The sequence below is a fragment of the Nocardia sp. NPDC004573 genome, from assembly GCF_053602135.1.
Genome location: NZ_JBSGDA010000032.1, coordinates 48,946 through 74,169, shown reverse-complemented (window position 1 = coordinate 74,169; position 25,224 = coordinate 48,946). Strand labels below are relative to the sequence as shown.

Below are 25,224 nucleotides of genomic sequence, written 5' to 3'. Positions count from 1 at the left end.
CCGCAAAGCCACACACTTCCTCGCGTTCCTCACCCTCGCCGCGGCGCTGACCTGCTTCAAGAAGCTGACGAAACGCACCACATGAGACGTGGTCTAAGCAGCTCGGCTCCACCAGCGACATCCTCGGGGTCGCCGGTCGCAGTGAGGTGATCGACGGACTGTTGGAGGACATTTCCGCCGAGGAGTTGGAGGCGCGGTTGGAGAAAGCCGCCGTCGAAATCCGCGACTACCTGTCCCGCAGCGGCGCGCTCGCTCTGCTGCGTGGGATGAGCGATGAGGGCGCAGCCGAGCGCGGCGCCACCGAGGCGACGGACCGTAGTCGATGGCTACTTCCGGACTTCGACGAGTTTCGCAGCTTGGTGACCACAGTTGTGCAGCAGAACGGAGGACGCGTTGATGGCAGCGGCGAGACCGTAACCATCACGCCGGGCCCGCTGCTATCGCAGTACCCACAGGTTCCCTCGGGGGCATTCGAAGCGACCTTCAGCCGGGGGGTCGCTTTAGCGCCAGAAAACAAGGGACTGGCCTTCCTGACTCCAGGTCACCCGCTGGTACGTGCTGTACTGCAACGGGTTCGCGCTCGCTTGTACGAGGAAAATCCCCAAGATCGGGTGGCCATCAAGGCGATCACCGACGGCGAATCGGGATGGCTGTTCACCCATATAGGCCGCATTACGGCCACCGATGGACGGCTACTGGAAGAGCCTCTCATCCCGGTGCTCGTGCCCGCCTGTGCCGACGGTACCCCTGGCTCCGCCAGTCGCGACGCCGTCGCAGATTTGAAGAAACTTCGGATGCGGCCAGCTCCGGCCAATGGCCACGACCCGGTCGCTGTAGCGCGTCAGCTCCTTCAACCCAGGTTCATCGAGGCCGCAAAAATTGCAGCGATGGAAGCGAATCGCAGGCTTGTCGAGCGTGGTGAGCGTTTGCGAGCCCAACTGCACGAGGAAGCCAAGCACATGGCGCGTGAGCTGGATCGCTGGCATGCTGCGGAACTGAGCGAAGCAGAACAGCGGCTCAGCAATCACGTGGGCGACGGGTTCTTCCAGCTCGGGTTGTTCACCGACCTCGGGCATAGTGCCTTCCACACCCTGGAAGATGCACAGGCAGCGATCAATGCGGAGTTCGACCGGCGCCGCCAGCTCTTGGCCGAGGGATACCAGGTCGCCGATGTCGACCCCGTAGAACCGGTGGGCTGCCTCCTATTGGTCGAGGCTCGCTGATGCTCAATATCACCGTCGCCGGGGCTACCCTGTCCACCTACTATCTTGCCGACCCAGGTCTGTTCCTGCACGAGCAGAGCACGCACGTCGACTCCGACGGACACCGTGACGGCATCCGGGCGGCTCGCCGTGAATTGCGACGATTGATTGCCGACCTCGACGAAACCACCACTCTCGGGGTGGCCCGCAGACAAATGATGAGTTGGCTGGCCTACTTCGGCTGGCGCTTCCCAGCGGTGCCCAACAGCCTCGATGAACCTCTCATTGCCTACGACGACCCAGCTGAGGACGCCGGGGTGGGGCAACCCCGGGCTTGGGTTCTGATCACCACAACCGGGCAGCACCTCGATACATCTCCGAGCGGCCGACGGGCCGGGAAACTGCGGCCCCAACGCCAAGCCGAAACTGTGGCCCGGTCAGGCCAGTTGCCTGCCGTACTGTTGTCCAATGGCGCGGAGCTTCGTGTCATCCGCCGCGATCCCGGGCTTGGAGGGGAAGCCAGCTACTTGGCCGTCGACCTCGCCGGGCTCGCAGAGCTGGGCGACGACCACGAATGGCGCGTGCTGTGGGCCCTGCTACGGCCGGAAGCCTTCACGCCGGACGCCGGCGGTAGAAGCCTGTGGGATCGGGCAGAGAAAGCTAGTGCCGAGGCCGCAGACACTGTCAGCGAGAACCTCTCCGACGGTGTCCGCATTGCCATCCGCGCAGTCGCCGATGGAGCCTTGGCAGATTTACGCCGCCGTGGCGCCCTGATACCTGGTCCGCGCGAACTGTTCTCCGATGCCCTCAAGATCGCCTACCGGTTGCTGTTCGTCGCATACTCGGAGGACCGGGGCCTGCTGCCCGTCGGCACTCCCTCATACGACCACGGCTACTCGCTGCGTATGCTGCGGGACCATGCCGCCGACCCCAACGTCGTGTGGGCGCCGGACGGCGGCTACCTGTGGGCAGCCCTGCGCGCCCAATGGGGTTTGCTGCGCGACGGCATCAACGCCGGCGAACTCCAGATCGCTGGCTTCAACGGCGGGCTCTTCGACCCCGACAAATGCCCCCAACTCGACGACCCTGAACTTGTCGTCGGCGATAGGTACGTCCGCGACCTGATCAGCGCTCTGTCCTGGACCCAACCCATCACCGGCACCAACAACCGGCAGGTCGGCCGCCGACGGATTAACTATCGCGAACTCGGCGTGGAACAGTTGGGCAGCATCTACGAGGGCCTACTCGCCTTCGAACCACAGATCGCCGACACCTCGAAAGTGCTTGTGCAGGTCGGCACCGGTCAGCAGGCCCGCCAACAGATCTTTGCCACGGAGGACACCCCGCCCGCGGCAGTGGTCATCGAGGAGTACCCGACCGGATCGTTCTACCTGTTCGAAGCCACCGGACAACGTAAAGGCTCCGGCTCTTACTACACGCCACGCCAGCTCGCCCACTTCGTTGTCGGCGAAACGTTGCGCCCCCTTGTCGAGAACGCAACTCCGGAGCGGATCCTCAACCTTCGGGTCTGTGATCCCGCCATGGGTTCCGGCGCATTTCTTGTGCCTGCCGTGCACTTTCTCACCGAGGCATACGGCGAAGCGTTGGCCCGCGCTGGTGAGGACATCGATCACAAGCTGGACGACACCGAACGCGCCCGTTACCGCCGACTGATCGTGGAACGCTGCATCTACGGTGTCGATTTCAACCCGATGGCCGTCGAGCTGGCGAAAGTATCGCTGTGGCTGACCACCTGCTCGGCAGGCAAACCGCTCTCCTTCCTCGATGCCCACCTGCGTTGCGGCAACTCCGTCATCGGCGCTGCCCTCGATAGATGGGAAGGCGTCCCAGAGCCGGCAATCGACCGGGGTCGCAGGGTCGAAAGGGACCTTGAGGAACAGCCCTCGCTGTTCGAGTCGAATGCCCCCGATCTGACGTATGTCCTGCGTCAACGCCGCCTACTCGCCGAGACGCCGTCAGATGATCGGCTCCAGGTTCGGAAGAAGGAAGAGGTCTTCGCTCGGCTGCTCGAAAGTGACGACTGGACCCGACTGCGCGCCCTCGGTGACTGGTGGGTCGCACCCTACTTTCACCCCGAGCTTCAACAGAGCGCAGCCAGCTGGCGGCAAGGTCGAAGAGACATCATTGCCGGCCAACCTGTGTACGGAGACAGTCAACGGTTGCTCGACCGCACTCGTGAGGAGGTACGACCCTTTCACTGGGAGATCGAGTTCCCCGAAGTGTTCTTCGACCGGTCAGGTATTCATCGACCAGACGGGGGCTTCGACGCAATGATCGGCAACCCGCCATGGGAAAGCATCACCTTCAAGGCCGCAGAATTCTATGGTCGTTTCGACCCCGAGTACACCTTGCTGAGGGGAAAGGCTGACAAACAGATTCGGCAGGGACACTTACTTGAACGTGTGGACATCTTAGAAGCCAAAAAGCGTGACAATGGTTATCTTGACGGTGTTAAGTTGTTCATCAAAAGCTCTGGAACCTACCGAATGTTGTACTCGCACGGGACGACTTTCAACTACTATCGCACTTTCCTGGAACGCGAACTGGCGCTGCTGACATCCAACGGGCGGATCGGGTTGGTCATCGATTCTGGGGTGGTTGCTGATGCCGCTACGGCAGAACACCGCCGGGAATTGCTGGAGCGCTGCACGGTCGACCGATTCGTGCTATGTGACAACAACGAGAAGATCTTCCCCATAGACAGTCGCGAGCAGTTCCTTTTGCTGGTCGCTGGCCGTGGGGGCACTACAGACCCGTTGTCGTTCACCAGCGGTGTCACCAACCTTGAACACTTGCTTCGACTGGATGAACGCACGGTTGCCATCCCGAGGAAGGTCATCGAGGCACTAGCCCCTGACACTTTGGCAATCCCCGATGCCCGCGACTCGGAGTTATTGGAACTACTGGGCACGATTTACGACAGGCGCCCGCTTTTGCTCGATACAATGCCTGCAGGCGGTTGGTTGATCGACTGGGGGCGCGAGTTTGACCTCCACGATGATCGTGCGGTTTTCTCGGCTGATGCGACGGGCATGCCGATGCTGGAAGGGAAACATATCCACCAGTACGTCCATGATTTCGCCGAGCCGACTTATAGACTGAAATCGGGGATCGGCGAAGATGCCTTGGTGACTCGCGCGAAAAAGCGTGCCAAGAAGAAAAATATCCAGTCGCTCAAACGCCACCGAGGTGAATGGCCTCTGTCTCAGGCCGAACCTCGCGTCGGGGTTCTGGAGCTTCCGTGTGATCATTACCGCCCATGCTTTCGTGAAGTGGCTAGGGGGACTGATGAACGAACTCTCATCTCAGCTGTGATTCCGCCAGGTATTGCGCTCACCCGCAAGCTTCATTTCTTCTATCGATCATCATTTGACCATGCGGCCAACGGATATCGAACCGTCCTGGGCCCGGAGGCGATGGTCTATGTTGTTGCGCTGTTGAACAGCCTGACCCTTGATTTCGTCGTAAGACGCAAGGTTTCCAGCACCGTCAGCAAATCGGTGATGGCGACGCTGCCAGTTGCCGATGTTCCGCTCGATCGTGGTCCTGGCAAGACCGTAGTGGATTTGTCGGCCCGCCTGACTTGCCGCACACCAGAATTCAACGAGCTTGCCCAGGTACTCGGGGTTGAGTGCGGTCCGTTGTCCCAAGGCCAGGAGCAGGCGCTTCGAGCGGCGTTGGACGCGCGGATCGCGCACCTGTATGGCCTTTCGGCGCACCAGTTGGAGCTGGTTCTTGCCGACTTCGCGCAGAGCGCGAGCAGCGAGAGCAGCCCCGTGCGCCCGAATGTAGAGTACAAGCAGTTGGTTCGCCAGGAATTCGCCCGCCTGGTCCAATAGCCTTGCCCGTCCGGAGTTCTCGGCGAGTGTCGGTGGTGGTCGTTAGAGTGCCCATCAGGTCTCTCGTCATGATGAGAAACCGGCTATTGCTCACAGCAACCGGCCCACTGGGCATGTATGGGAGGGACGTGGACTCGTGGATCCGTTGAAGCTTGCTGACCGCCTTCGTGAGGACTACCGACGGTTTACCTGGACCACCTATCCGATCGCTGATCCGCTGCTGCGGGAGCGGTTGGAGCAGATGGCGGATGAGGACTCACTGCTGTGGCACGGTCCGTTCCTCTCCGTCCAGCCCCGGTTTGAACTGGCAACCACCCTTGCTGAGCTCGGGGACCGCATCGGGTTGCCTATGGAGGTCTGTGCCGCTTTTCCTCGGATCGAGCGATTGTTCTCCCATCAGGCTTCCGCGATCACCCGAATCAACGCCGGGTTGAACACGCTGGTCGCAACCGGTACGGGTTCGGGCAAAACCGAAGCGTTCTTGATTCCGGTTGCCGCGCACGCCTACGCCAATCGGCACCGGAGGGGGGTGAAGGCGATTGCACTGTATCCGATGAATGCCCTGGTCAACGACCAGGAAGACCGGGTTAAGGCGGCTTGCGAGCAGCTCGGTCTCCGCTATGGGGTGTACACGGGCGCGACCCCGCAGAACCTCCGTGACGCGATGCAGGATTCCCCACCGGACATTCTGTTGACGAACTACTCCATGCTCGAATATCTGCTCACCCGCCGCGATGATCGCAAGCTGTTCGGGGATGGCGTGCTGCGGCACCTCATCTTGGACGAGGTGCACACCTACCAGGGCGCACTGGGCACCGAGATCGCCTGCCTGGTGCGGCGCCTGCGCGGCCACATCGTTGTCGACGGCTTGGTCTGCGTCGGTCTGTCCGCCACGGTCAGCGCAGGCGGTGACCACGCCGCCGATCTCGAACGTACCGCCGAATTCGCCGCCAACCTTTTCGGTGCCCCGTTCGATGTCGGCGCCATCGTCGAGGAAACTCCGATCGCGCCCACCGCGCCCGAGATGGGGCGGATAGGGCCCTCGCCAGACGCCGACGCATTGGCTGCCGCCCTGGCTGATGGGGCCGACCTGATCGCATTGCGCGCAGTTCTCGGTGACCCCAACGACAGCCCGATGCTCGACCTACTGCGGGCCAAGCTGTCGGAACCCCGCACCATTACCGAGTTGGTAGCCGAACTGGCAAAGATACCGGCACGGGCCACGACCGACCCAGCCCAGCTGCACGACGAGGTCGCCGGCTGGCTACTGTTGGGCGCCGCTACCTCCACCCTGGAGGGTCCGCCGGTACTGGAGGCCAAGGTCCACTTGTTCTTGCGAGGGCTTCCCCATCTGGTGCGATGCTGTGGTGAGGGAGAGCACCTGCTGTTGGACGGAGCCGAGGTCTGCCCGGAGGCGGGCTGCGACGCCCAGGCGACAACGCCGCTGGGAGTGTGCTTGGGCTGTGGTCAAGACTTTGATCTGGAGATCGACAACCGTGGTGGTCATCCCAACAGCTACGTAGTTCGCCGCACCGCATTCGACCCCGTGGAGCAGCCGCTGCCGCGCACCCGGTGGTTTACTTCGCGGCGGTGCGTGCGCTGTGGCACGAGCACGATGGGCCTGTCCTGCCATGGATGCGGCGCACCTACCAGAAGCGTGTTTGTCTGTGAGCCCGAGCCGGACAAGCCACTGACCCGGTGTCCGGTGTGCGGATACGGGCGCAACGTCGGTGCGGTACAGGAGTTCACCGCGCGTACCGCTTCAGCGATTGCGGCGACCGCCTTCAGCTTGCATCTGGGACTGGCCGAACAGAGCGACGACGTGATGCTGCGTCGGCTGTTGGTGTTCGCCGATTCTCGGCAGGACACGGCCTTCCAGGCGGGTTACATCCGTGGCCGCTCTCGCGCGGTTCAGGTTCGGCGATTGATCACGCGCGCCGTTCGGGCGCGCGTTACACAGGGGCGACCGGCGGCCAGCTTCGATGGACTAGTCGAGGATGTGTTCCGCATGGGACGCGATATAGGACTGTATGGGGATCCCGCCGGTCGGGACGCCAGCAACCGGGTCCGGCGAGTCTGCGAATGGGACGTCCTCGGCGAAGTGGCCAGTGACGAACGCCGCCCGCCAACTTTGGAACGCCTCGGCATGATCACCGTGGGTTATCCCGGTTTGGACGAACTCACGCCGCAAGATTTGTCCTCCTTGACCGAGAGCCTCGGCAGCGACCTGAATTCCCTGCGCTGGCTGCTGGGGCGCATCTTGGACTTGGTGCGTACACGTGGTGGAGTCGCGCACGAATTGCTGCGGGCCAGGATGGAGCCCTCTGCCCAGTACGACCTCGTTGAGGCTGGGGCAATCATGCGACCGAGCTCGAGCGTAGTGGGGCTGGGTGAGACCTCGGCGAAGGTCAAAGGTGCTGTCCCGATCAGTCTCGGCGCGCGAGGCACCGTTGCCCGCCTGGTCCGAATCGCCTTCCCACACTTGATTAACGCCGATGACCAGGAACGGACGGTTCGAGCGCTCGTTGCCTTCTTGAGGCAGCACAACCTACTTGACCGGACACAGGTTGGTACCGGCCGCTCTCAGGTAGTGCTGTGGCAGCTCGCGCCGCAGGCCATGGAGATTCGGCCCCCAGCCACCAGCCTCTACCAGTGCCGAGCCTGCCGCGCCGTGCAACCACAATCCTCGCCCCGCAACATTTGTGCCACCTTCAACTGCAAGGGTGTGATGGAGCCTTGGCAGCACAACCCGGACGACTACGAAAGGAAGCTCGCGGAAGGACACGACCCGCTCGCGGTCACCGCCGAGGAACACTCTGGTCAAATACCACTCACGCAGCGCGAGGACATCGAGGAACGGTTCAAAAACGGTGAGCTGAACCTGCTCGTGTGCACCATGACCCTCGAGTTGGGCGTCGACCTCGGCCAACTGTTGGCGGTGGTGTTGCGCAACGTCCCCCCGCGCCCAAGCAACTATGCCCAGCGCGCGGGCCGAGCAGGACGCCGCGAGGAACGGGTCGCACTCATCGTGACCTACGCGGGTGGGATGCCGCACGACAGCTACTACTACCGACGGCCAGTCGAAATGATCCGCGGTGCCATCCGGCCACCGACTTTCCTGATGGACAACGAACGGGTGATCACTCGACATGCCCGCGCGTTGGCACTAGAACTATGCGGCGAAAACCTGCCCAACTGGATGGGCGATTTCGTGTCCGAAGATGACGCCGGTGAACTACAAGACCTGCAACCGGTACGAGACGCACTGACGGCCGATACTGACCGGATCGCTGAACGGATTCATGCCACCTTCCGCCACGGCCTGCGTGAGGAGGACCTGCCGTGGCTGGATGCCGACTGGGCACACGGGATCGTGACAACGTGGCTGGAGAACCTTGACGAGGCCGTCGGGCCCTATCGCCTCAAGCAGAAGACCCTCCTGGAGGAGTGGAGCCAAGCCGCCGCCACACCGGGGAAATCGGATTCCACCAGGGCACTGCAGACCATTAGTGCCAGCCTGATGGCGATGCGCCGCAGCGACCGGACTCGCGCCTACGTGCTGTCTTACCTGAGCACCGTCGGATTCCTGCCCTCCTATGCATTTCCGACCGACACGGCCACTTTGTCCATGGAAGGCGAGACTGCCGAGCTGTCCCAAGACAGCATCCAAGCCGTTAAGGACTACGCACCCGGACAGCTTGTTTACGCGCGCGGCGCGAAATGGCTTGTCGATCAGGTCGACTTCCGGCGCTCCAACCTCGTCAATTCCGACGGCCACGGCGCCGTTCCGCAGGCCAACCTTTGCCCCCGCTGCGACACCATCAACGACTCCACCTCGGCCAGCTGTCTGTCCTGTGACAACGTCGACCTCCTAACACTGGTCACAGTCCCGATGCGGGCGATGCGGGCATCGCGCCGCCAGCGCATCGGCGCCGACGAGGAGAATCGTTCTAGGCAGCCGTTCGAGGTGACTCACCACCTCGGCGCTCCCAACACCGCCGAAACATGGCTGTTCGAGCGTCCGGGTTTGGTGCTCCAGTGGGAACGCAATGCTGCCCTTACCGTGCTCAACCGGGGCCGCGTGCAGCATGGCGCCCACCCCGAGCAATTCGCCATCTGTACCAGTTGCGGGTTGTGTTTCGATTCCATTCCCGGCCCCAACCCCACCGAGTCGCAACGTCGTCGCGCGAAGTTGCACGACACGATCTGTGCCAGCCACCGATATGAGCTCAGTGTGCTGTCTACCGCTCGTAGCGTCGATTGCTTGCATGTTCTTCCCGACCTAGAGGCGCTCGACATCCGAGCCAGCCAACTGGAGGAATTCCTCGCCAGTGTCAGGGCTGCACTCGACCTTGGGTGCCGGGTGGTCCTGCAAGCCGGCGAGGACGAGGTCGCAGGCTTCGACTGGCCGCGCCCTGACCCAGACAGTGTCGAGGCGCTTCTACGACTGGCGGTACTGTACGAGGAGGTCCCCGGAGGAGCAGGATATCTGCGCCAACTCGCAGAACGCTTCGGCGAAGTCGCCACCGCACTCGTCCCCGTTCTCGACGGCTGCACCTGCGAGCGCGCCTGCTACGCCTGCCTGCGCTCATACAACAACCAACTCGAAGGCCACCTGCTGAATCGACACGTTGCGGCGGACTTCTTGCGTCAGTTCATCAACGCGCCAGCTGCCGTTGTCCATCGCGTCGGCTCTTTCGCTGATGGCTTCCACGGCCTGCCCCGATCCCCGATCGAACGCCGCCTGGCCCTGGCCCTCATCGAAGCCCAGGCCCCGCGGGGGCATGCCCAGTACGCCTGGGGCGACCGCGGATCCACCGATGGCACACCCCGCCCCGTCACCATTGCTGACTTCGCCTGGCCTGAGCACAAAGTCGCGGTCTTTTGCGACGGCTGGCAACACCACCGCACGCCAGAGCAACAAGCCGAGGACAAGACCAAACGGGATGCGATGCGGGCCAGTGGCTGGACGGTCCTGTCCTTCTGGGGTGGCCAAATTGTTCGAGACATTAATACCTGCGTCGTCGCGATCATGCAGGTTCTAAATACTCATCCGATACAACCACCAGTCCGAAACTAGATCGTCCCGTCGACAGTTCGCTTGACTGACAACGGTTAATAAACCAGGGGAGTCCCTATCTCCCAGCCTCTGAATGAGGTTGGGAGAGGTGTAGGGTGGCTCCTTTACGGGGAATGGGACGGGGAGTTCAGCGGTCCCTGAGTGCGCAGACGAAAGTCAAACTCGCGCAGCCATTTCCCGGAGACTCCCGCGTGTTCGTCGAGATTCGCGCATCTCGTTCACGCCGGGAGCTTACTTCTCGTGCGGGAGCTGCTGTGCCGCCGCACGGTGTCTTGCTCGCCCACGTCAGATGTAATTCGGCGATGTGAAGCTCCACCTCGTCCAACCAGTCTTCGACCCTGCGGCCGAACGACTTCATGGCACGGATTGCGGTTTCGAGCTGCTCGAGATTGACCCGATAACGGTCATCCATTGACACGGTAGGTCCAGTCAGGCCAGCCTGCCGATCGCGTCCCGGTTCGCGGTATCACGCATCGCGTTCTAGGCGGCGGCTTCAGCCAGGCTCGCGGGCGGGACTGGTGGTGGGGCGGGAAGTCAGTCGGTCCAGCCGCCGTACAGGTTTCGGCGTTCGAAGTACGCATCGTCGGCGGCTTGGACGTCGGCTTCGCTGGTCGGCCTGCTTCGACCTGTGGGTGTTGGTGTTGTTTCGAGGAGTTTGGCCTGGTCGCGGATGCGGGGGTCGGCTTGTTGCAGGAGGCGTTCGGCTTTGGCTCGCACTTCGGTGCGGGCTTTGCGGTGGCAGTCGAGCAGGGCGCTGGTGAGCTGGGTGCTGGTCCATTTCATGGCGCCGGGTGCGATCTTCAGGTCGGTGATCTCGCCTGTGGTGTCGACTTCGATCAGGACTCCGCGGACTTCGCCGCGGCCCCGGAGGCTGGCTGCCTGCTTGGCGAGTTGCTGGCCGTTGCGGCGGATCTGGGCGAGGTCTTGCTGGAGCCGCTGCTCCCATTGCTGGAGGTTGGTCATGGCTGTGAGTCGGTTCCTTGGGCTACCTGCGGCTAATAGATCAGGTCATTCGGTTTGGCGCACGACGAAGCCTTGGCGGCGACGAGGAACTCCGTGTCGGGCAGGGCGGGTGACAATTGCTTGCTCACCGTATACATCCCTGACGGCTGATTACTGTGCCCGTGGTGATCAGCGGTCGAAGAGCGACGTCCAGCGCGATCGTCGTCTTGCCTGGTGGACTGTGGATTTCGATGGATTTGATGGTGGTGATGGTTCGCTGGTCAGCGTCTTCGACGGCCACCGTGTCGCCGATATGGACGGGGTCGCCGGACAGCGTGCCGGTGACGAATACCCATTGCGCGCGCGTGGGGAGGAAGTCGACTCTTTCGACGATCAAGCGCGATTCGGTCATTGTGTGTTCCTCCGCCAGGTATCGACGAATGCGTCCTCGGCTGCGTAGGCTTCTTGTTCCAGCGCGCTGGTCATCGAGCTGATGCTACCGTCCGCGTATTGCCGGACGTGCACGCTCTCGTGTGCCAGCGTGCGGACAAGTGTTTCCGCGTCCTGGAAAGCTGCTGGCCCGAGCTGTACTCCGAGGGAGTCGGTTCTGGCGATAGCCCCTTGGAAGTCCAGGTAGGAGATCGTGTCGGCGTCATCGAGTATTTCCAGTTTGGTGCCGCGGAGGTCTACACCGGCCAGTCTTGCGTAGTATTCGATCGTTTCCATGGTTCTGGGTAGTCCGACATTGCCTTCGAGGACTTCTCGGTTCGACAGGGCGCCGGAGCGTGAGTACAAAGCGGCGGGTCGGCCGCGACCAAGGAACTTGGTTCTCGCCGCTTCCACCCAGAGCCGGATCTTCTCGAGCAGAGGTTTCAGCCGCTCGACGAGGGGCCGGACGGTGTTGGTGACGATTTTCGCCACCCTCGCTGAGAGCTCACCGATGATCGTTGCGATACGCCGGGCCTTCACAGCGATTCGCCCGGCCAGGGCGGCATTGCCGACCCATTCGGACACGGTCGCGGTAAACGGTGCGAGGACTGCGAATGCGGCCTCGGCGGCGACCGTCTCGATGGCGAGAGCTTCGAGTTCGTCGAGGATCTGGTGGTGGGCTTCGTCGAGGTAGTGTGCATACTCGCCGCAGGCATCTCCGAGGGTCTGGCATGTGTCGGCCAACGTGTGGAGATCTGATTGCCGCGCTCGACAGGTGGTCACCGCGATGTCGATCTCGGGTGACTGCTGGTTGGTGAGCATGTCGACGGCGTGGGGGACTTGACCGGCGACCGTGCGGAAGTCGGCGGCAGCGGTATGCCAGGCGGTCTTGGCCGCGTTGAGTTGGTCTTGATGTCCGTTCGGCCACCCGAAGCCGACGGCATCCTTGATGAACGACCACCCGAACGGCTCCGGGATCCCGTCGCCCGCTGCAGAAGGAATGCTCTCGGGCAGACACGGGTCCACCGACAGCGATGGCACTGGTGGCGGCGGGAGTTCACGGTGAGCAGCAGCGGCTTCGGCGACCTGATGATTGTGAGCACCGACGACGATCAAGTCTCGGATCTGACCGCACGAGGTCGTCAGTTTCGACGACGTCGAGATCGCGAGTTGGGCGGCCTCGTCGTAGCCGGTTGCCCACTGCCCGCCGACGCTGTCGCTGCCAGCCATTCCCGCATACGCGGTCAAGACCGCGACAAGCGATGAGTGTGTGGTCACCATGTCGGTCGACATCTGACCGAAAACCTCACCAGCAGACACGTATTCATCGGCACGGTGAACAATCACCGGGACGGTCGGTGCCGTCACCGCGGCCACATCCCGACGTTCGTCTGGCCCACACTGTGATAGACCGTTCGTGCCCGCCCCAGTGCTTGCCGAAGTTCCCCAAGAGCGGCGTTCATTTCTGCCGCACCGCTGGCCCATTCCGTGGCGGCGGCGCGGTGCGCGTCGGCGACCTGGCCGGTCCAGTTGATGTGCAGGTCGGCGATGCGGGAATGGATGTCGCGTACCCGATCGTCGATTCGCTTCTCCAGATCAGCGGCCTGATCGACCAGGGCCTGCATTCCGGCCAGATCGACGCGGTAATCGCTGCTGTCCACCTATGCCACTCCGGGATCGACCGCGCCGATCGAGTCGGCGTTACCCTGATCGGTGGTCGAGAAACCGTCTGCTGCTGCATGCAGGGCAGCCGCATCATGTTCCAGGCCAGCGATCACCTGACGGGCGCCGTCTTCCCACTCGGCCCACGCGTCGTGATGGGATCCGGCCGCCAGGCCCTGCCAATCACCGCCGACGAACGACCGCACCTGCTTCATCAAGCGATTGAGCTCGTCGGTGAACTCCCGCGCCGAAGTTTCCAGCCAGCCAGCGGTGGCGTGCACCTCAGCCGGATCAACATCCACACGATCGGTCACTCGCCCTCCCCTCACCACGTCGATCAGCCGCGCCAACCGAAATCTACAGTGTCATAGACTCTCTCGGACGGCTACGGGGCACTCGCTATCCACCGGCTGGCACCATAGTGTGCACTGCGGCGACCGCTCCCGAGCATCCGATGCCCTCCAGGAACCGATCGGACGAAGGCGTTTCGCCGGATCGAGCAGGAAACCATCCCCCTCGCCCACGCCGCAACCCGACTGCTACAGATCTTGAAAGGCCAAGATTGATCCTGGAGCCTGTTTCGGGATCGGCTCCTTCTCTACCGGATGGCCGAGGACAGGTGTGTGCTGTGGACGGTGTAACTACCCCTGGCTTGACCTCGTTTACGCGCGACTACGCGCGAGAGAGGAATCCGCCAATCCCCCGTATGAGGGAATGAGGGCCTTCTGGACGAGACCGCCGCCGTCACAGCGCTTCCCATTGCCAGGGTCGCGACACTGTTCCGCGGAGGCATGCGATCCGATGCTTGGCCTGCCTCTCAGCAGTTCTGCTCGCACAGGTTCGTTCGAGAGCGAACCCGACCCATCTGAGTTCCTGGATATCGGCGAATACGCGGAAGTCTGGCCGGGTCGTGACGTCGTAGCCACCATAGGCGTTCACAAAGGACAGGTAATCGGCGTCGGAGACTCGCGCGAAGTCGGTGTAGTCAACGGCCAGTTGCACGAGATCCCATTCCGGACGGCCAAGCGACACCTTATCGAGATCCAGCACCGTCGTAATGCCTGACGGAGGCACGACCAGGTTGCCTTGCCAGGCATCGCCATGAATGACCATGAGGCGCAGAGGTTCCGGCAGTTTGTCATACTGTTTACGCAGCTTGTCATAGCGTGTCAGCAGCCACCTTCGGTCATCGACGTCCACCACGCCCGCGGTGGCCAATCGCTCGCGAAGATCGCCGAACGGGTCGTATCTCGGCAGCTCGAAATGGGCTGGCGGTGTCAACGAATGGAGCGCACGGAGCATGGCTCCGAGTTCGGCAGGTGTGGCTGGCCGATGTTGCGGGATGAGGTGCCACCAGGTGACGGGGCGGTCGTCGACAACGATCGGCTGAGGCAGCTCTGATACCGCCTCCACGGTCGGGATGCCGGAGCTATTGAGCCATCTCGACACGCGCAGTTCCCGCTCGGCATCCTCCAGGCTGCCGCGCCTTCCGATCCGCGCCACGATGTCACTGACCCGGTAGATGGCGTGAGATCCTTCGCGGATCACCTTTGGCTGATGCAGCTCGAGCCCGGCTTGCTGGGCGGCCTTCGCCAGTACTTCCCTGGATACCGTTGTGGCAGTCATAGCGCTGCTCTCGCCGGACATCGGCGGGTGATGACCTCGCGCAGTTCCACGACGTCGCTCATTCGCCGGTGAGGTGACGAAGCAGCGGCCAGTCGCTGCAGTTCGTTGTGGATGCGATGGGAATCTAGCTGGCTGGCCTGTGTGGCGGCACGGATCCCAAGGGCGACTGCTTCCTTCGGATCGCCGAGCTGCATAGTCAAGGTTGCCAGCCGGGTAAGCGAGAACGTTTGGGAGCGAGGGTATTCCGCGGCTTGAAGTTCGACGGCACGCTCGATTCTTGGTGCGGCCAGATCGATTCGGTGCTGCGCCTGTGCGACCGGGATCAGGGCCTTGCCGGTGCTGCCGAGGTGCTCGGCCTCGTCGTAAAAGCACAGCCAGGGAGCGTCGGTGGCGGGGCTGCGCTGGGCGAAGTATTCGTCGGCGCGTGCCACCTCGGAGAGTGCTTCGTCGGGTCGTTTCACGGCGGCCAAGTATTGGGCGCGTAGGGCACTGAGCATGGCGCGGGTTGTGGCGGACAGCCGGTCGGATCGCACCTGGGCAAGCTCGATGAGCGATAATCCGCTATCAGCGTTGCCGATATATGCCATCTTGCGTGCCATGTCGGCGAGCGTGCTGGCGCGCAGCTCCCAGGATCCGGCTGTGTCGGCGCACCACAAAGCGAGCCGGAACCTTCGCTCAGCCTCCGTGTGATCGCCGATGTCGAAGGCCGCATATCCGGCGACGCTGCCGAAGTTGCCAATCGCTTCGAGCAGGGCCCTGCGGATAGTCGGCGACGCCTTCGCATCGAGTAGCCGCGCGAAGCGGCCAAGTTGCCTGCCCGCGACAAGGCTGATCGAGCCGCCACCACGTAGGTTCTCCGCGGACGCGATTGTGCGGGTGGCTGTTTGGATGTTGATGACTTCGGTCATGCCGACACGGCCAGTCGGCTTATCCTCGACATTCGGGCCGAAATAGTGGGCGGGACCGCTGGCTGGGTCGAAAGGGCTGAACAGGCTCACCGTGAGCGTGCGGTCCGGCATCGCCGGCGTTTCGCGGCGCCTCCGATTCGGTACGAAGCCCAGTTCGCTATCGGTGGCGTGCAGGATGGTGCGGAGCGCTTCCCGGTAGAGCTTGTTGGGCCAGCGGACGGTGCCGCGCTCGTAGCGGGCGATGGTGCGGGCATCGAGTTCGCGCCGCTGACCGTGCTGGCGCCAGATATAGGCGTTGACGGTCTCGGCCAGCTCGGCGCGGCCCATCACCTGACCAGGTGTCACCCGCGACGGTGTGGCTTCTCGTCGCTGCTGGAGTTGCACGTTCGGTTGCATGCGTCCCCTCGCCGATGTCGGTCGGTTCAGTCTATCCAGCAGCACCGACGCTCGGTCGGGCAGATTATCTGCCCCGTAAATTGCCCTCTTCTAGACGCGCCGCGTGCGTGAGTCTGGGACGACGGCTCCGATATGCAGGGCCGTCTGCACGGCGATCAGTTGGGGGATCGAATGAGACCATGTGAATCGGTCCGAGGCGCGCGCGGCGCGGCACCGGTGTCGCGCATCACCCGCCCGGACATCGAATCTGGATGGCGCACGTCGCGCCGTGTCGCTGACCGCAGTCCAACACTGCGCGCCGGTGTGGTGGGCCTCGGGCGCCAGGCGATCAATGATCACCTTCCAGCACTCGTAGCCTCGCACCACGTCGAGCTGGTCGCCGTCTGTGATGAGGATGCGAGTGTCGTGCGCGAGCAGGAATCAGCGCATCAGGTGCCCGGCTTCGCCGATTATCGCGAAATGTTCGAGGCCGAGGCGCTCGACCTGGTGGTGGTCTGCGTGCCGCACGATGTCGGTCGGGCGGTGATCGAGTCGGCCGCGGAATATAAGGTCCACGTTCTCAAGGAGAAGCCGTTCGCGACCGACCTGGTCGAGGCCAACGGACTGGCGCAGTTGTGCGAACGGTCCGGCATCGAACTGATGGTCACGCTGCAACGGCGATTCAACCCGATATACACGAGCTTCCCGCAGCTCGCTGATCAGATCGGCACGCCGTTTCTGATCGACGCCCGCTACACCGTGCATGTCGATGATCCGTCCGAGGGTTGGCGCGGGCAGACCGCCAAGGCGGGCGGTGGCTGTGTGATCGACATGGGCTACCACCTCATCGACCTGCTCCTGTGGTACTTCGGATTGCCCGACAGCATCACAGCCGAGCTGTCGGTCGGTGCGCGGCCGGACCGGCGCTATGACGCCGAAGACACCGCGCTCGTCCACTTTTCCTACGACAGCGGCCTCTATGGCTCGTTGCTGCTCTCGCGGTTCATCGGGCCGAAGACCGAAGAGATCCGGCTCGTCGGGTCTGACGGCGTCGTACATCTGGAACGCGGCCGCATCCGCCGGCTGACCAACAGCGGCGAGGTCATCGAGTCGCTGCGTCGGGAACAAGCCTGGCCCTCAGCCGCGGCCTGCCAGATCGACTACTTCCACCGCGTCATCGACGGCACGCGACCGAACCTCAGCGGTCCTGCCGAAAACCTCGCTCACATGGCCTTTGTCACCGCCTGCTACGAGGCCGCACGCACCCGCAACCACATCAATCCCAAGGAGCTCTTGTGACCTCACCACTGGCGCTGCTCGGCGGCCCACCCGTCATAACCGAAGCAGCACCGCACTTTGCATGGCCCCCACTGACCGAGGCCACCAGCATCGCCATCCTCGATCAGCTCGACGAGGCCATCTCGATCTATGACCGCTCCGGTGTCATCGCCCGACTCGAAGACGCACTCCAGCACTACTTCGGCACCCGCTACGCCGTGCTCGCCAGCTCAGGCACCGCTGCGCTGTATTCGATGTATGCCGCCTGCGGCATTGGGCCAGGTGATGAGGTGATTGTCCCTGCGTATACCTTCTTCGCCACCGCCACACCGCTGCTGCACTTGGGCGCTACCCCCGTACTCGCCGATTGCGACGCCAGTGGCAACCTTGATCCGGTCGACGTGCCGCGACGCATTACCAAGCGAACCAAAGCCATCGTGGTAACGCATATGTGGGGGATGCCCGCACAAGTCCAACGTCTACGCACACTGGCGGACGCCCACGGGCTATCGCTGCTCGAAGACGCCTCCCATGCTCACGGCGCGAGCATCGGTGAGCAGAAGATCGGGACATTCGGGCAAGCCGCCGCGTTCAGCATGAACGGGCCGAAACCGCTGTCCGCAGGGGAAGGCGGCTTCATCCTCACCGATGACGAGGAGGTGTACCACCGCGTCTTGCTGCACGGCCAGTACAACAAGCGGTGCCGAAACGAAATCCCAGCCCGCTCCGACCTCAGCCGCTACGCCGTGACAGGCATGGGACTCAAACATCGCATCCACCCGCTGGCCGCAGCCTTCGCGCTGGAACAACTTGCACATCTGGATGACTACCTCACAGGGCGTCAACGCATCGCCGAGTACATCCACGACGAACTCCGGCGAGAGCCCGGCCTGACCATCACCTGGCACGAACCGCACACGCGACCAGCCTGGTACGGACTCACGATTCTCTACGACAGTGAATTCTTCGATGACGTGCCGGTGGAGCGCTTTCACGCCGCACTCCAGGCCGAGGGCTGCCGCGAGTTCGACCGGCCCGGATCGACGTGCCCCCTCAATCTGCTACCGCTGTTCCAAGAGCCAGGTCCGTTGTTTCCGGCCTTCACTGGCAAGCTGGCCTACGCTCTCGGCGACTACCCACGCGCCGAAAAGCTCCACCACGCCACGCTCAAGCTTCCTGTGTGGCATCGAGACGAGGACCTGCCGCTCGTCGACCGCTACATCGAAGCGCTCTACAAAGTCATCACCCACCACGCCGACCTGAAAGGATAGAACTAGATGATCGAGACAACACTGCTGGAGCAGTTGACGTGCGAAGCCGACCGGGACGAGGTACAACAACTCATCGTCGGTGCCGTCGTCCAGCACGGCGGCAAAGTCCTTCTGCTGCAACGACCCGCCGATGATTTCATGGGTGGGATCTGGGAACTTCCCAGCGGCAAAGTCGATCCCGGCGAAGCCATCGACGAAGCTCTCATTCGGGAAGTCAAGGAAGAGACCGGCCTCGAGGTCACCGCCATCACGAACTACCTCGGCGAGTTCGATTACCAGTCCGGCAGCGGCAAGAAAAGCCGACAGTTCAACTTCACCGTCGAGGTCGGCCATGCCGAGCCTGTGCAGCTGACCGAACACGACGCCTACACCTGGACCAGCCTGGAAGAGGAACCACCGGTCACGGATGCCGTGAAGCAGGTACTGGCGCGGTACCGCGAGAGCTGACCGCACAGTCAAATCGGCCGCGCCGACGGGTACAAACCGAAGTCTCCGCACCGCCAGTAGCCCGCTCCAGAAACGGAGCGGGCTACGTTCCCTACTGGTCATTTACAGCGTTGTCGATACCGGCATCACCCCGGTGTCGTCATCATCGCTCCGCCACTGCCCCGGTCTTGCCGCTGGCGATGCACTCATCGATGCTTCGTCACCGAGGTCAGCTTCGTCGGACTCCCACCGATCGTCTCGCCCCGGCACATTTCCTACCGCATGCCGGCCCTGCAGCTCCGTCGTCTTCCACCAGTAGCCGAGCCGGAAGCACAGCACGCCGATGAAGAAGACCGACCCGACCCACGGGATAGCGACGATGAGCGGCTGCATTGGTCAGAAGCCATCCTCGATCAGCAGCAGACAAGCCGCCTCCAGATGCACGATGCATTCGTCCGGGTGGTGAAAGCGGTGGATATGCCTCAGCTCCCGGGCGCGGGGGCGGGTCAGCTCCATCAGATGCACCTGGCACATGAACTCCGCCAATTTGCCATCTGCGGAGACAAACGTCTTGTGAGGCAATGGGTCAGAGGTAGTCATGATCGTCTCCTGCGGATCGCTGGACCGTCTCGGGCGGAAACTTCCCTGCCTGCTCCCGCAGACGCACCCGCCCTGCTTGCACGTCGGCGACCAACTGGTCGAACGCCCGGATACAGGCCATCAGCTCGGCCGCGTCGCGCTCGTGGTGTTCCGAGTCGTGCTGCCGCAGCGCATATAGCGCGTACTTCCACGCCAGCCACGCCACCCAATCGCCGTACGACGAGGGAGACATCGGAGCGTCTGCCTCGAACGCAATCCCGCTGGTGTGCCCGCCTGCCTCTCGGTCGATCAGCCAGATCAGCAAGTTGAGCTGTTCATCGACCGAGGCCGAGCCGCTGCGGCCATGTTCGTGTACATGACGCCACTCACCAACCAGTTGCCGCGCGCACCGCAGCAGCGCAGTGGTCGGTTCCTCCGCGCCCGCGCACACCCGCAGAAGCGGCCCGGCATCCGGCAACGGCTGATTGGGTTGGGCCTCAACGGGCGGAAGCGTGAAGGCAAGTGGCTTTTCTGGAGTGGGCCCATACACGACATACTCGGGCCGTTTATACGACATAAATGTTGTATCCCTCTGGATTTGGACGATATGAGTGGGCGCGCACGGCCACGGAACGTGGGCGATGGAGAAAACGGGTTAGTCCCAGAGCGCGGCGCAGGGGAGCGGTGGCAAATCGGGTTGTACGTCGTCATCGACCGTCACCACCAGCTCCGGGAATCCCTGCGCCAACTCGTCGGCTACGTGCTGGGCCTGCTCGGCGCTGGCTTGGAAGTCCAGGCGCAGCGCGCCGGATTCGATGTGGATGTGGCGGATTCGCCGCGGCGGCTGTGTCGGTTGCATGGCGCATCACAACCCTGGCGGAAGGCGCTGGCCCGCTTCGATGTCCGCGACCAGACTGTCGTAGCCCTCGCACAGTTCCATCAGCCGGTCGGCTTCTGGCAGGTCACCGACGTCGCCCGCGGTGGCGCTGACAACTTCCCATAGCGCGGCCATCCGGGCCGCGATCTGCCCGACCGATTCCGTATGCACCGGCACCGGCCGGGCTTCCGCATCCGGGCACGCGGGTTGCGCCCCGCCCTGGCGACGTTGCAGTCGCTTGCCCACGGCGTCGTCGATGATCGTCACCAGCAAGTCGAGTTCCTCTTTGGCCGAAACCAGCGCCGTCGCAACAGACTGCACCCTTTCGTTAGCGACGGCGCCGCTCGCCAGTACTTCGGACGCCAGCCGGTACCGCTCCCGGCTCACCACCAGGTCGCCCGCCGGATCGAGGATGTCGGTGTTTGTGATCGGCGTCAGCCCGGCGAACGCCGCCAGCAGCATCTCGCTCGACGGCAGCGGTTCGAACGGCGGCCACTTCGATGTCGCTTTAGCCGAATTGTTTTCATTGGAGTCAGGTGGCTGATTCTCCGGGGATCCGCTGGGCGGTGCGCTCATAGCGGCTCACCGCGGCTTCGTCTCGGAGGGCACCACCCGGCCGGCCTGGACCAGAGTGTTGAGCGCGGCGGCCTTTCGCGGACAGCGCTTCGCCCGGCAAGCGATGTGGTAACGCATCACCGCATGCGCTTGCGAGATCGTGAACGGCACTAGGGGCGCTTGATGCGCCGCCTGTCCGGTCATGGCGATCAATTGATAGATGGCGAGGGAACTGGTGGGCATCGCGCAGTGCTTCTTTCCGGGTCCAGGCGGCAAAGTTCGGAGTGGTACCCGATACCGGGGGCTTTCGCCACCGGCCCGCCACCCTGGCCGCCGGTGCGCCGCGTGAGGGGTTTGCGGCGTCGGCCCGGTACCGGGTACCGCTTTTGACCCTGGCGCACACGTGGTTTCGGCTGTAACCGCGCGGTGATGGGGTACTGTGGGCGTAGCGTAGGTATTTGCCCAGGTCAGGCCCAAAAACATAGGCAAAGGCGATGGTACGAGCGCGACAGTGGACCGGCTTCGAAGCCGCCGCACTCCAAGAAGCAATGCGCAAGTCGATCCGTGAGTTCGCCGCACTGCTCGGTGTCGAGACCACCACGATCACGAACTGGCGCAGCGGGCTGAGCGCGGTCACGCCGCGATCTGGTACCCAAGCCATCCTGGATACGACCTACCAGCAGCGGGCGACACCCGAGGACCGCGACCGCTTCGAGCAGATCGTGGCTGAGGGGGAGGCGGCGTGGCGAGAGCGGCACGGATTGGTCGCTCGAACGGAGCAGCCCGCCCAGGATACGTCGGATCGGGATCGCTCTCTGCCGAGCAAACCTTCACCGATGCATCTCTTGCCCGGGGACGCCGGGCCACCTACCAGTGATGGCGACTCAGGGAAGTCATTGGTCGGGGCCGGCCACGGAGCAGACGACGACCTGATCGATGTGCTGAGCCGGGTTCACAAGCTGAGCCGCTCGGTCAACGCCGAGGTGATTCAGCATCTGCAGCGCAGTACGGTCCGAAGTATCGCGCGGTACGAGACACTTGAGCCTGCCGATCTTGTTGCTACTCTGCGAAAACAGCGCCGATGGATCGACCAAGTCCTCAACGAGTGCAGCCATCCCCAGCAGCGGCGCCGACTGTTCGAAATCGCGAGCGAAACCTCGGGTCTGCTGGGGTACATCGCTGTTGGCCGCGGCAACTTTCCGCTTGCTCGTGCCTATTGCCTGGAAGCATTCCAGCTCGGCGACTACGCAGAAGATTCCAACCTGATGGCGTGGGTCCGCGGCATGCAGAGCTTCTGCGAATACTATGCCGGGCACTACGCTGAAGCCGTGCAATATGCCCAAGATGGTCTCGCCCAAGCGGACTCCGGCCCGCAGAGTGTGCGGCTGGCAGTAAACGGTCTCGCACGGGCCCTGGGGAAGCTGGGCGATGTCGAGGGGGTCCATCAGGCTGTTGATTACGCCTACGACCTGGTGTCTCGTAACGAGGCGCCGGATGGTGTGCCTTCCAGCATTTCGCTGGAAAGCTACAGCCCGGCGCAGGTCGCCGGAAATGCCGCGACGGCTTATCTGTCCTTGGCGATGCCGGATAGAGTCGAACGATATGTCGAGCTGGCCTTGCCAGAGATGAGCGACGACAATTCTCCTTGGGGCCGGTCGTTGGTCATGATCGATCTGGCGCGGTCGCACGTGGTGTCGGCAGGCGGTGACTTGGACGCAGCCACGGGCATCATGATTGATGCCCTTGATATTTCAGCGGGGACGCCGATGATGCAGGTTCGGCGCCGGGCATCAGAGTTTGTGGAAGACGCTACCGCTCGGTGGGGGGACGCATCACCGCTGCGGGCCGTCCGCGACGTGCTGGCCAGTGTGACGAGCCTTGATATCAATGAGCAAACGGAATAGACCGGACATGGGACGGACCAAGGACCGCATTGGCCCACTCGGTTGCTACTGGTTCCTCACCTTCGAGCACAGCTCGGAGCTTCGGTTGTTGGCCAGCGAGTGCCAGGCGGCGATCAAGGTGCCGGGCTTCGACTTCGCTCCTCTGAGCAGCCTGCATCTGACGTTAGACAGAATCGCGTACCCTGGAGAATGCACCCCGGGCGAACTCAACGCCATCGCAAGGGCTGCAGCACAGGCGTGTCGGGATGTGCCGACCTTCGGTGTAGCCGTCCACCGTCTTGGCAACATGCACGGGGCGTTGGCGTTCGACGTGTCACCCGCTGCGCCGGTCGAACAGCTTCGTGGCGCACTGCGCGGTGCAACATTGTCCGCTTACCCCGGCGCGCGGATCAAGGAGACGGCATCTAATCCGCATGTGACGATTGCCTACCCCGAGTCCGGGGGAGCTGCAGTAGCGGATGCCGATGCGGTGGTTGATCGCATCAATGTCACCATGTGCCAGACGGACATCGCCATCACGGACGTGGCGATGGTTGCGCTGGAACGCCTTGAGGGGTCGTACGCGTGGAAGGTTCTTACGCGAATCTCATTGGCGTGCTGAAGGCATGAGTGGCATCACATAACCTTTAATGGCAGGAGGATACGCTGTCAGAATTACTTACAGTCTTAATGCAGCGAGTGCGCAATTAGCTCGCCATTATTGCCAAATCTGGTCTTGTGACGGTGTCGCTCCTCGCTGGTCGAATTCTTCAGAAACTTCGGTAGCTCCGATAGGTGCGCAGCTCCATCAACCGGTAACGAAGCAGCCGGGCCAAGTCCTCGTGCTCCACGATTGTGGAAAGTTCGTGGGCGAGTACAACAATTATCGCGATACCGGTTCCCAATTCATCGCGTATCGCTGCATGAGCTGCCTCGCCTATCTTTCCCGACAGGCCAGCGGCGGTAACAAATATTCCTATCGACAGGCTGCGGGATCGCAGCTTTGCTCCAAACTCGCGTACTTGTGCGGCGCTGGTTTTAGTTTGCTCATTCTTGCATTCGATCATTAACAGCAAATCTGATATAGGGATCTCGGACATCGCTGGTATATGCGATAACACCAGATCCAACTCTTGAGCGCCATCAAGATCTTTTACATCCCGCGCGTAAAGGCTAACCGAGGGGACTTGGGTAAAGACGTACTCGACAAAGTCTTCAAGCGCCTTGCCGCGGGCGTGGGAACCGATGGCAGTGCGGCACGCCTCATGGAGGCTGGCAAGCAGCGCTACGTCGTAGCCGGTCACGGCCGTGTGTGCACTAACTCATTACGCAGACGAGTCAGTCGGCGCGCGAGTTGACCAGATTGCACCCACTGATCTAGTTCGTCCATCGATACGGCGAGAACCGCCTTCCCGCCTTCAATGGTTGATCTGTTTAGAGAAATATCGGGCGACACCAGTATGCCGATCCTCGATCCGAACATGTTCAGGGTGTTGCGCAACTTATCTAAATCGAATCCCGTCCAAGAAGTCCTATCACCGCTTTTAACTTCAACTACCACTTGACTGAATGCGTCCCCGAGCGCAGGAAATGTAGCGACCATGTCCGCTTCAAACCCACGTTGGACGGGGTGGATTGCCACCACTGCTGCGCCGGACTGCTCTAGCCAGGCAGCGATCGTCCTTTCTAGCCTGCTCCCTTCGAGATGGGGACGGATTGGCGACGAAACCGTTTCGGTCGAGAGAACATCCCAATTAACCTTCAGCTCTGCTGCTAGCGGTTGGATATTGCTGACGTAGGCGCTCAACCCTTCGTGAATGGCACTATCATCTGCAGTTCGATATCGGATAATCGGCGCATCAATCGTTTGCGCTACCGCCTGATCGGCCTCGATGCTCGTCACCACCACGAGTGGGCGTCGGGCGCCGACTGCGATACCAGCTTCGTACATCACTGTGGGGCTAGGTGTTTCGGCTCCGAGCACAACACAGACGAAGTCAGCGGAAAGCACCGCCTGTGAGAGTGAACCTGAAAGCGATGTGCCTCCAGGAACATCCAGGCTGGTTGTTAGATCGACGTGAAGCTGCCCAAGCGTCCTGCGCACGCTCGCTTCGGCAGCCACGTCACGGGTGTAGCTGAGAAAGCAGGTCAGGTGTCTGACATGGGTTGGACTGGTCGGCGAGGGCATCGGACAAGCTTCTCAGACGAGGGCCCGCCCGGCCACGATACGGGGCAACCGGAGAGGCCGCATGGGTTGAGCACTCAGATGAG

At 62.6% G+C, this 25,224-nt stretch carries 23 protein-coding genes; 8 read left to right on the top strand and 15 right to left on the bottom strand.

The features are described from left to right. Positions 1–146 precede the first annotated feature (146 nt). From ACWEKR_RS32290 to ACWEKR_RS32280, 3 genes are all read left to right on the top strand, one after another. On the top strand, positions 147–1,223 hold the full coding sequence (locus ACWEKR_RS32290; RefSeq protein ID WP_452357712.1) for a hypothetical protein: 1,077 nt from the start codon (positions 147–149) through the stop codon (positions 1,221–1,223). Then, complete coding sequence (locus ACWEKR_RS32285; RefSeq protein ID WP_452357711.1) at positions 1,223–5,062, top strand: Eco57I restriction-modification methylase domain-containing protein; 3,840 nt, start codon at positions 1,223–1,225, stop codon at positions 5,060–5,062. The genes ACWEKR_RS32290 and ACWEKR_RS32285 overlap by 1 nt, the downstream gene beginning before the upstream one ends. A 136-nt stretch (positions 5,063–5,198) precedes the next feature. Then, positions 5,199–10,142, top strand: coding sequence for a DEAD/DEAH box helicase (locus tag ACWEKR_RS32280; RefSeq protein ID WP_452357710.1), 4,944 nt, complete (start codon positions 5,199–5,201; stop codon positions 10,140–10,142). Between the two features lie 534 nt (positions 10,143–10,676). Here ACWEKR_RS32280 and ACWEKR_RS32275 read toward each other — a convergent pair. The 7 genes from ACWEKR_RS32275 to ACWEKR_RS32245 all read right to left on the bottom strand — a co-directional run bounded on the left by ACWEKR_RS32275 (position 10,677) and on the right by ACWEKR_RS32245 (position 16,105). Beyond that, positions 10,677–11,105, bottom strand: a complete 429-nt coding sequence (locus ACWEKR_RS32275) for a hypothetical protein (protein ID WP_452357709.1) — start codon at positions 11,103–11,105, stop codon at positions 10,677–10,679. A 124-nt stretch (positions 11,106–11,229) separates the two neighbouring features. Then, complete coding sequence (locus ACWEKR_RS32270) at positions 11,230–11,496, bottom strand: hypothetical protein (RefSeq protein WP_452357708.1); 267 nt, start codon at positions 11,494–11,496, stop codon at positions 11,230–11,232. Further along, positions 11,493–12,890 carry a WXG100-like domain-containing protein gene (locus ACWEKR_RS32265; protein WP_452357707.1) on the bottom strand — a complete coding sequence of 466 codons (1,398 nt, stop codon included), beginning with the start codon at positions 12,888–12,890 and terminating at the stop codon, positions 11,493–11,495. Before ACWEKR_RS32265 ends, ACWEKR_RS32270 begins: the two co-directional genes overlap by 4 nt. Further along, the gene (locus tag ACWEKR_RS32260; protein WP_452357706.1) at positions 12,878–13,174 is read right to left on the bottom strand and encodes a WXG100 family type VII secretion target; all 297 of its coding nucleotides are present in this window, start codon (positions 13,172–13,174) and stop codon (positions 12,878–12,880) included. Before ACWEKR_RS32260 ends, ACWEKR_RS32265 begins: the two co-directional genes overlap by 13 nt. Beyond that, positions 13,175–13,489, bottom strand: a complete 315-nt coding sequence (locus ACWEKR_RS32255; RefSeq protein WP_452357705.1) for a WXG100 family type VII secretion target — start codon at positions 13,487–13,489, stop codon at positions 13,175–13,177. Between the two features lie 430 nt (positions 13,490–13,919). Next, a complete protein-coding gene (locus tag ACWEKR_RS32250) occupies positions 13,920–14,801 on the bottom strand; it encodes a phosphotransferase enzyme family protein (RefSeq protein WP_452357704.1) in 882 nt (293 codons plus the stop codon). Next, positions 14,798–16,105, bottom strand: a complete 1,308-nt coding sequence (locus ACWEKR_RS32245; RefSeq protein ID WP_452357703.1) for an XRE family transcriptional regulator — start codon at positions 16,103–16,105, stop codon at positions 14,798–14,800. The genes ACWEKR_RS32250 and ACWEKR_RS32245 overlap by 4 nt, the downstream gene beginning before the upstream one ends. 216 nt (positions 16,106–16,321) lie before the next feature. Between ACWEKR_RS32245 and ACWEKR_RS32240 the strand changes: the two genes are divergently transcribed. From ACWEKR_RS32240 to ACWEKR_RS32230, 3 genes are read left to right on the top strand one after another with little or no spacing between them, the layout of a single operon-like run. Then, a complete protein-coding gene (locus tag ACWEKR_RS32240; protein ID WP_452357702.1) occupies positions 16,322–17,383 on the top strand; it encodes a Gfo/Idh/MocA family protein in 1,062 nt (353 codons plus the stop codon). After that, the gene (locus tag ACWEKR_RS32235; protein WP_452357701.1) at positions 17,380–18,633 is read left to right on the top strand and encodes a DegT/DnrJ/EryC1/StrS family aminotransferase; all 1,254 of its coding nucleotides are present in this window, start codon (positions 17,380–17,382) and stop codon (positions 18,631–18,633) included. Before ACWEKR_RS32240 ends, ACWEKR_RS32235 begins: the two co-directional genes overlap by 4 nt. Positions 18,634–18,639: 6 nt before the next feature. Then, on the top strand, positions 18,640–19,080 hold the full coding sequence (locus tag ACWEKR_RS32230; protein WP_452357700.1) for an NUDIX hydrolase: 441 nt from the start codon (positions 18,640–18,642) through the stop codon (positions 19,078–19,080). A 102-nt stretch (positions 19,081–19,182) separates the two neighbouring features. Here the strand turns inward: ACWEKR_RS32230 and ACWEKR_RS32225 are convergent, their stop codons facing one another. From ACWEKR_RS32225 to ACWEKR_RS32200, 6 genes are all read right to left on the bottom strand, one after another. Next, the gene (locus ACWEKR_RS32225; protein ID WP_452357699.1) at positions 19,183–19,452 is read right to left on the bottom strand and encodes a hypothetical protein; all 270 of its coding nucleotides are present in this window, start codon (positions 19,450–19,452) and stop codon (positions 19,183–19,185) included. Between the two features lie 3 nt (positions 19,453–19,455). After that, the gene (locus tag ACWEKR_RS32220; protein WP_452357698.1) at positions 19,456–19,659 is read right to left on the bottom strand and encodes a hypothetical protein; all 204 of its coding nucleotides are present in this window, start codon (positions 19,657–19,659) and stop codon (positions 19,456–19,458) included. Further along, positions 19,646–20,188 (bottom strand): hypothetical protein, encoded by a 543-nt coding sequence (locus ACWEKR_RS32215; RefSeq protein ID WP_452357697.1) that lies wholly within the window; start codon positions 20,186–20,188, stop codon positions 19,646–19,648. The genes ACWEKR_RS32220 and ACWEKR_RS32215 overlap by 14 nt, the downstream gene beginning before the upstream one ends. Before the next feature lie 105 nt (positions 20,189–20,293). Next, positions 20,294–20,497 (bottom strand): hypothetical protein, encoded by a 204-nt coding sequence (locus ACWEKR_RS32210; RefSeq protein ID WP_357810378.1) that lies wholly within the window; start codon positions 20,495–20,497, stop codon positions 20,294–20,296. Between the two features lie 6 nt (positions 20,498–20,503). Further along, a complete protein-coding gene (locus ACWEKR_RS32205; protein ID WP_452357696.1) occupies positions 20,504–21,091 on the bottom strand; it encodes a hypothetical protein in 588 nt (195 codons plus the stop codon). A 6-nt stretch (positions 21,092–21,097) separates the two neighbouring features. Continuing rightward, entirely contained in the window at positions 21,098–21,313 is a 216-nt protein-coding gene (locus tag ACWEKR_RS32200; protein WP_452357695.1) for a hypothetical protein, read from the bottom strand. 305 nt (positions 21,314–21,618) lie between these two features. Here ACWEKR_RS32200 and ACWEKR_RS32195 point away from each other — a divergent pair, with 305 nt between their 5' ends. Then, on the top strand, positions 21,619–22,974 hold the full coding sequence (locus ACWEKR_RS32195; protein ID WP_452357694.1) for a hypothetical protein: 1,356 nt from the start codon (positions 21,619–21,621) through the stop codon (positions 22,972–22,974). A gap of 7 nt (positions 22,975–22,981) precedes the next feature. After that, positions 22,982–23,575, top strand: coding sequence for a 2'-5' RNA ligase family protein (locus tag ACWEKR_RS32190; RefSeq protein WP_452357693.1), 594 nt, complete (start codon positions 22,982–22,984; stop codon positions 23,573–23,575). A 148-nt stretch (positions 23,576–23,723) separates the two neighbouring features. Here ACWEKR_RS32190 and ACWEKR_RS32185 read toward each other — a convergent pair whose 3' ends face one another. Continuing rightward, positions 23,724–24,257 carry a restriction endonuclease gene (locus ACWEKR_RS32185; RefSeq protein ID WP_452357692.1) on the bottom strand — a complete coding sequence of 178 codons (534 nt, stop codon included), beginning with the start codon at positions 24,255–24,257 and terminating at the stop codon, positions 23,724–23,726. Then, positions 24,254–25,075: a hypothetical protein gene (locus ACWEKR_RS32180; protein WP_452357691.1), complete on the bottom strand. Its 822-nt coding sequence runs from the start codon at positions 25,073–25,075 to the stop codon at positions 24,254–24,256. The genes ACWEKR_RS32185 and ACWEKR_RS32180 overlap by 4 nt, the downstream gene beginning before the upstream one ends. Between the last annotated feature and the right edge of the window lie 149 nt (positions 25,076–25,224).

Bases quoted from the DNA above. Each gene is read 5' to 3' on its own strand.
- ACWEKR_RS32285 (WP_452357711.1), top strand. From the start codon at position 1,223: ATGCTCAATATCACCGTCGCCGGGGCTACCCTGTCCACCTACTATCTT.
- ACWEKR_RS32275 (WP_452357709.1), bottom strand. From the start codon at position 11,105: ATGACCAACCTCCAGCAATGGGAGCAGCGGCTCCAGCAAGACCTCGCC.
- ACWEKR_RS32270 (WP_452357708.1), bottom strand. From the start codon at position 11,496: ATGACCGAATCGCGCTTGATCGTCGAAAGAGTCGACTTCCTCCCCACG.
- ACWEKR_RS32250 (WP_452357704.1), bottom strand. From the start codon at position 14,801: ATGACTGCCACAACGGTATCCAGGGAAGTACTGGCGAAGGCCGCCCAG.
- ACWEKR_RS32245 (WP_452357703.1), bottom strand. From the start codon at position 16,105: ATGCAACCGAACGTGCAACTCCAGCAGCGACGAGAAGCCACACCGTCG.
- ACWEKR_RS32230 (WP_452357700.1), top strand. From the start codon at position 18,640: ATGATCGAGACAACACTGCTGGAGCAGTTGACGTGCGAAGCCGACCGG.
- ACWEKR_RS32225 (WP_452357699.1), bottom strand. From the start codon at position 19,452: ATGCAGCCGCTCATCGTCGCTATCCCGTGGGTCGGGTCGGTCTTCTTC.
- ACWEKR_RS32220 (WP_452357698.1), bottom strand. From the start codon at position 19,659: ATGACTACCTCTGACCCATTGCCTCACAAGACGTTTGTCTCCGCAGAT.
- ACWEKR_RS32210 (WP_357810378.1), bottom strand. From the start codon at position 20,497: ATGCAACCGACACAGCCGCCGCGGCGAATCCGCCACATCCACATCGAA.
- ACWEKR_RS32205 (WP_452357696.1), bottom strand. From the start codon at position 21,091: ATGAGCGCACCGCCCAGCGGATCCCCGGAGAATCAGCCACCTGACTCC.
- ACWEKR_RS32200 (WP_452357695.1), bottom strand. From the start codon at position 21,313: ATGCCCACCAGTTCCCTCGCCATCTATCAATTGATCGCCATGACCGGA.
- ACWEKR_RS32195 (WP_452357694.1), top strand. From the start codon at position 21,619: ATGCGCAAGTCGATCCGTGAGTTCGCCGCACTGCTCGGTGTCGAGACC.
- ACWEKR_RS32190 (WP_452357693.1), top strand. From the start codon at position 22,982: ATGGGACGGACCAAGGACCGCATTGGCCCACTCGGTTGCTACTGGTTC.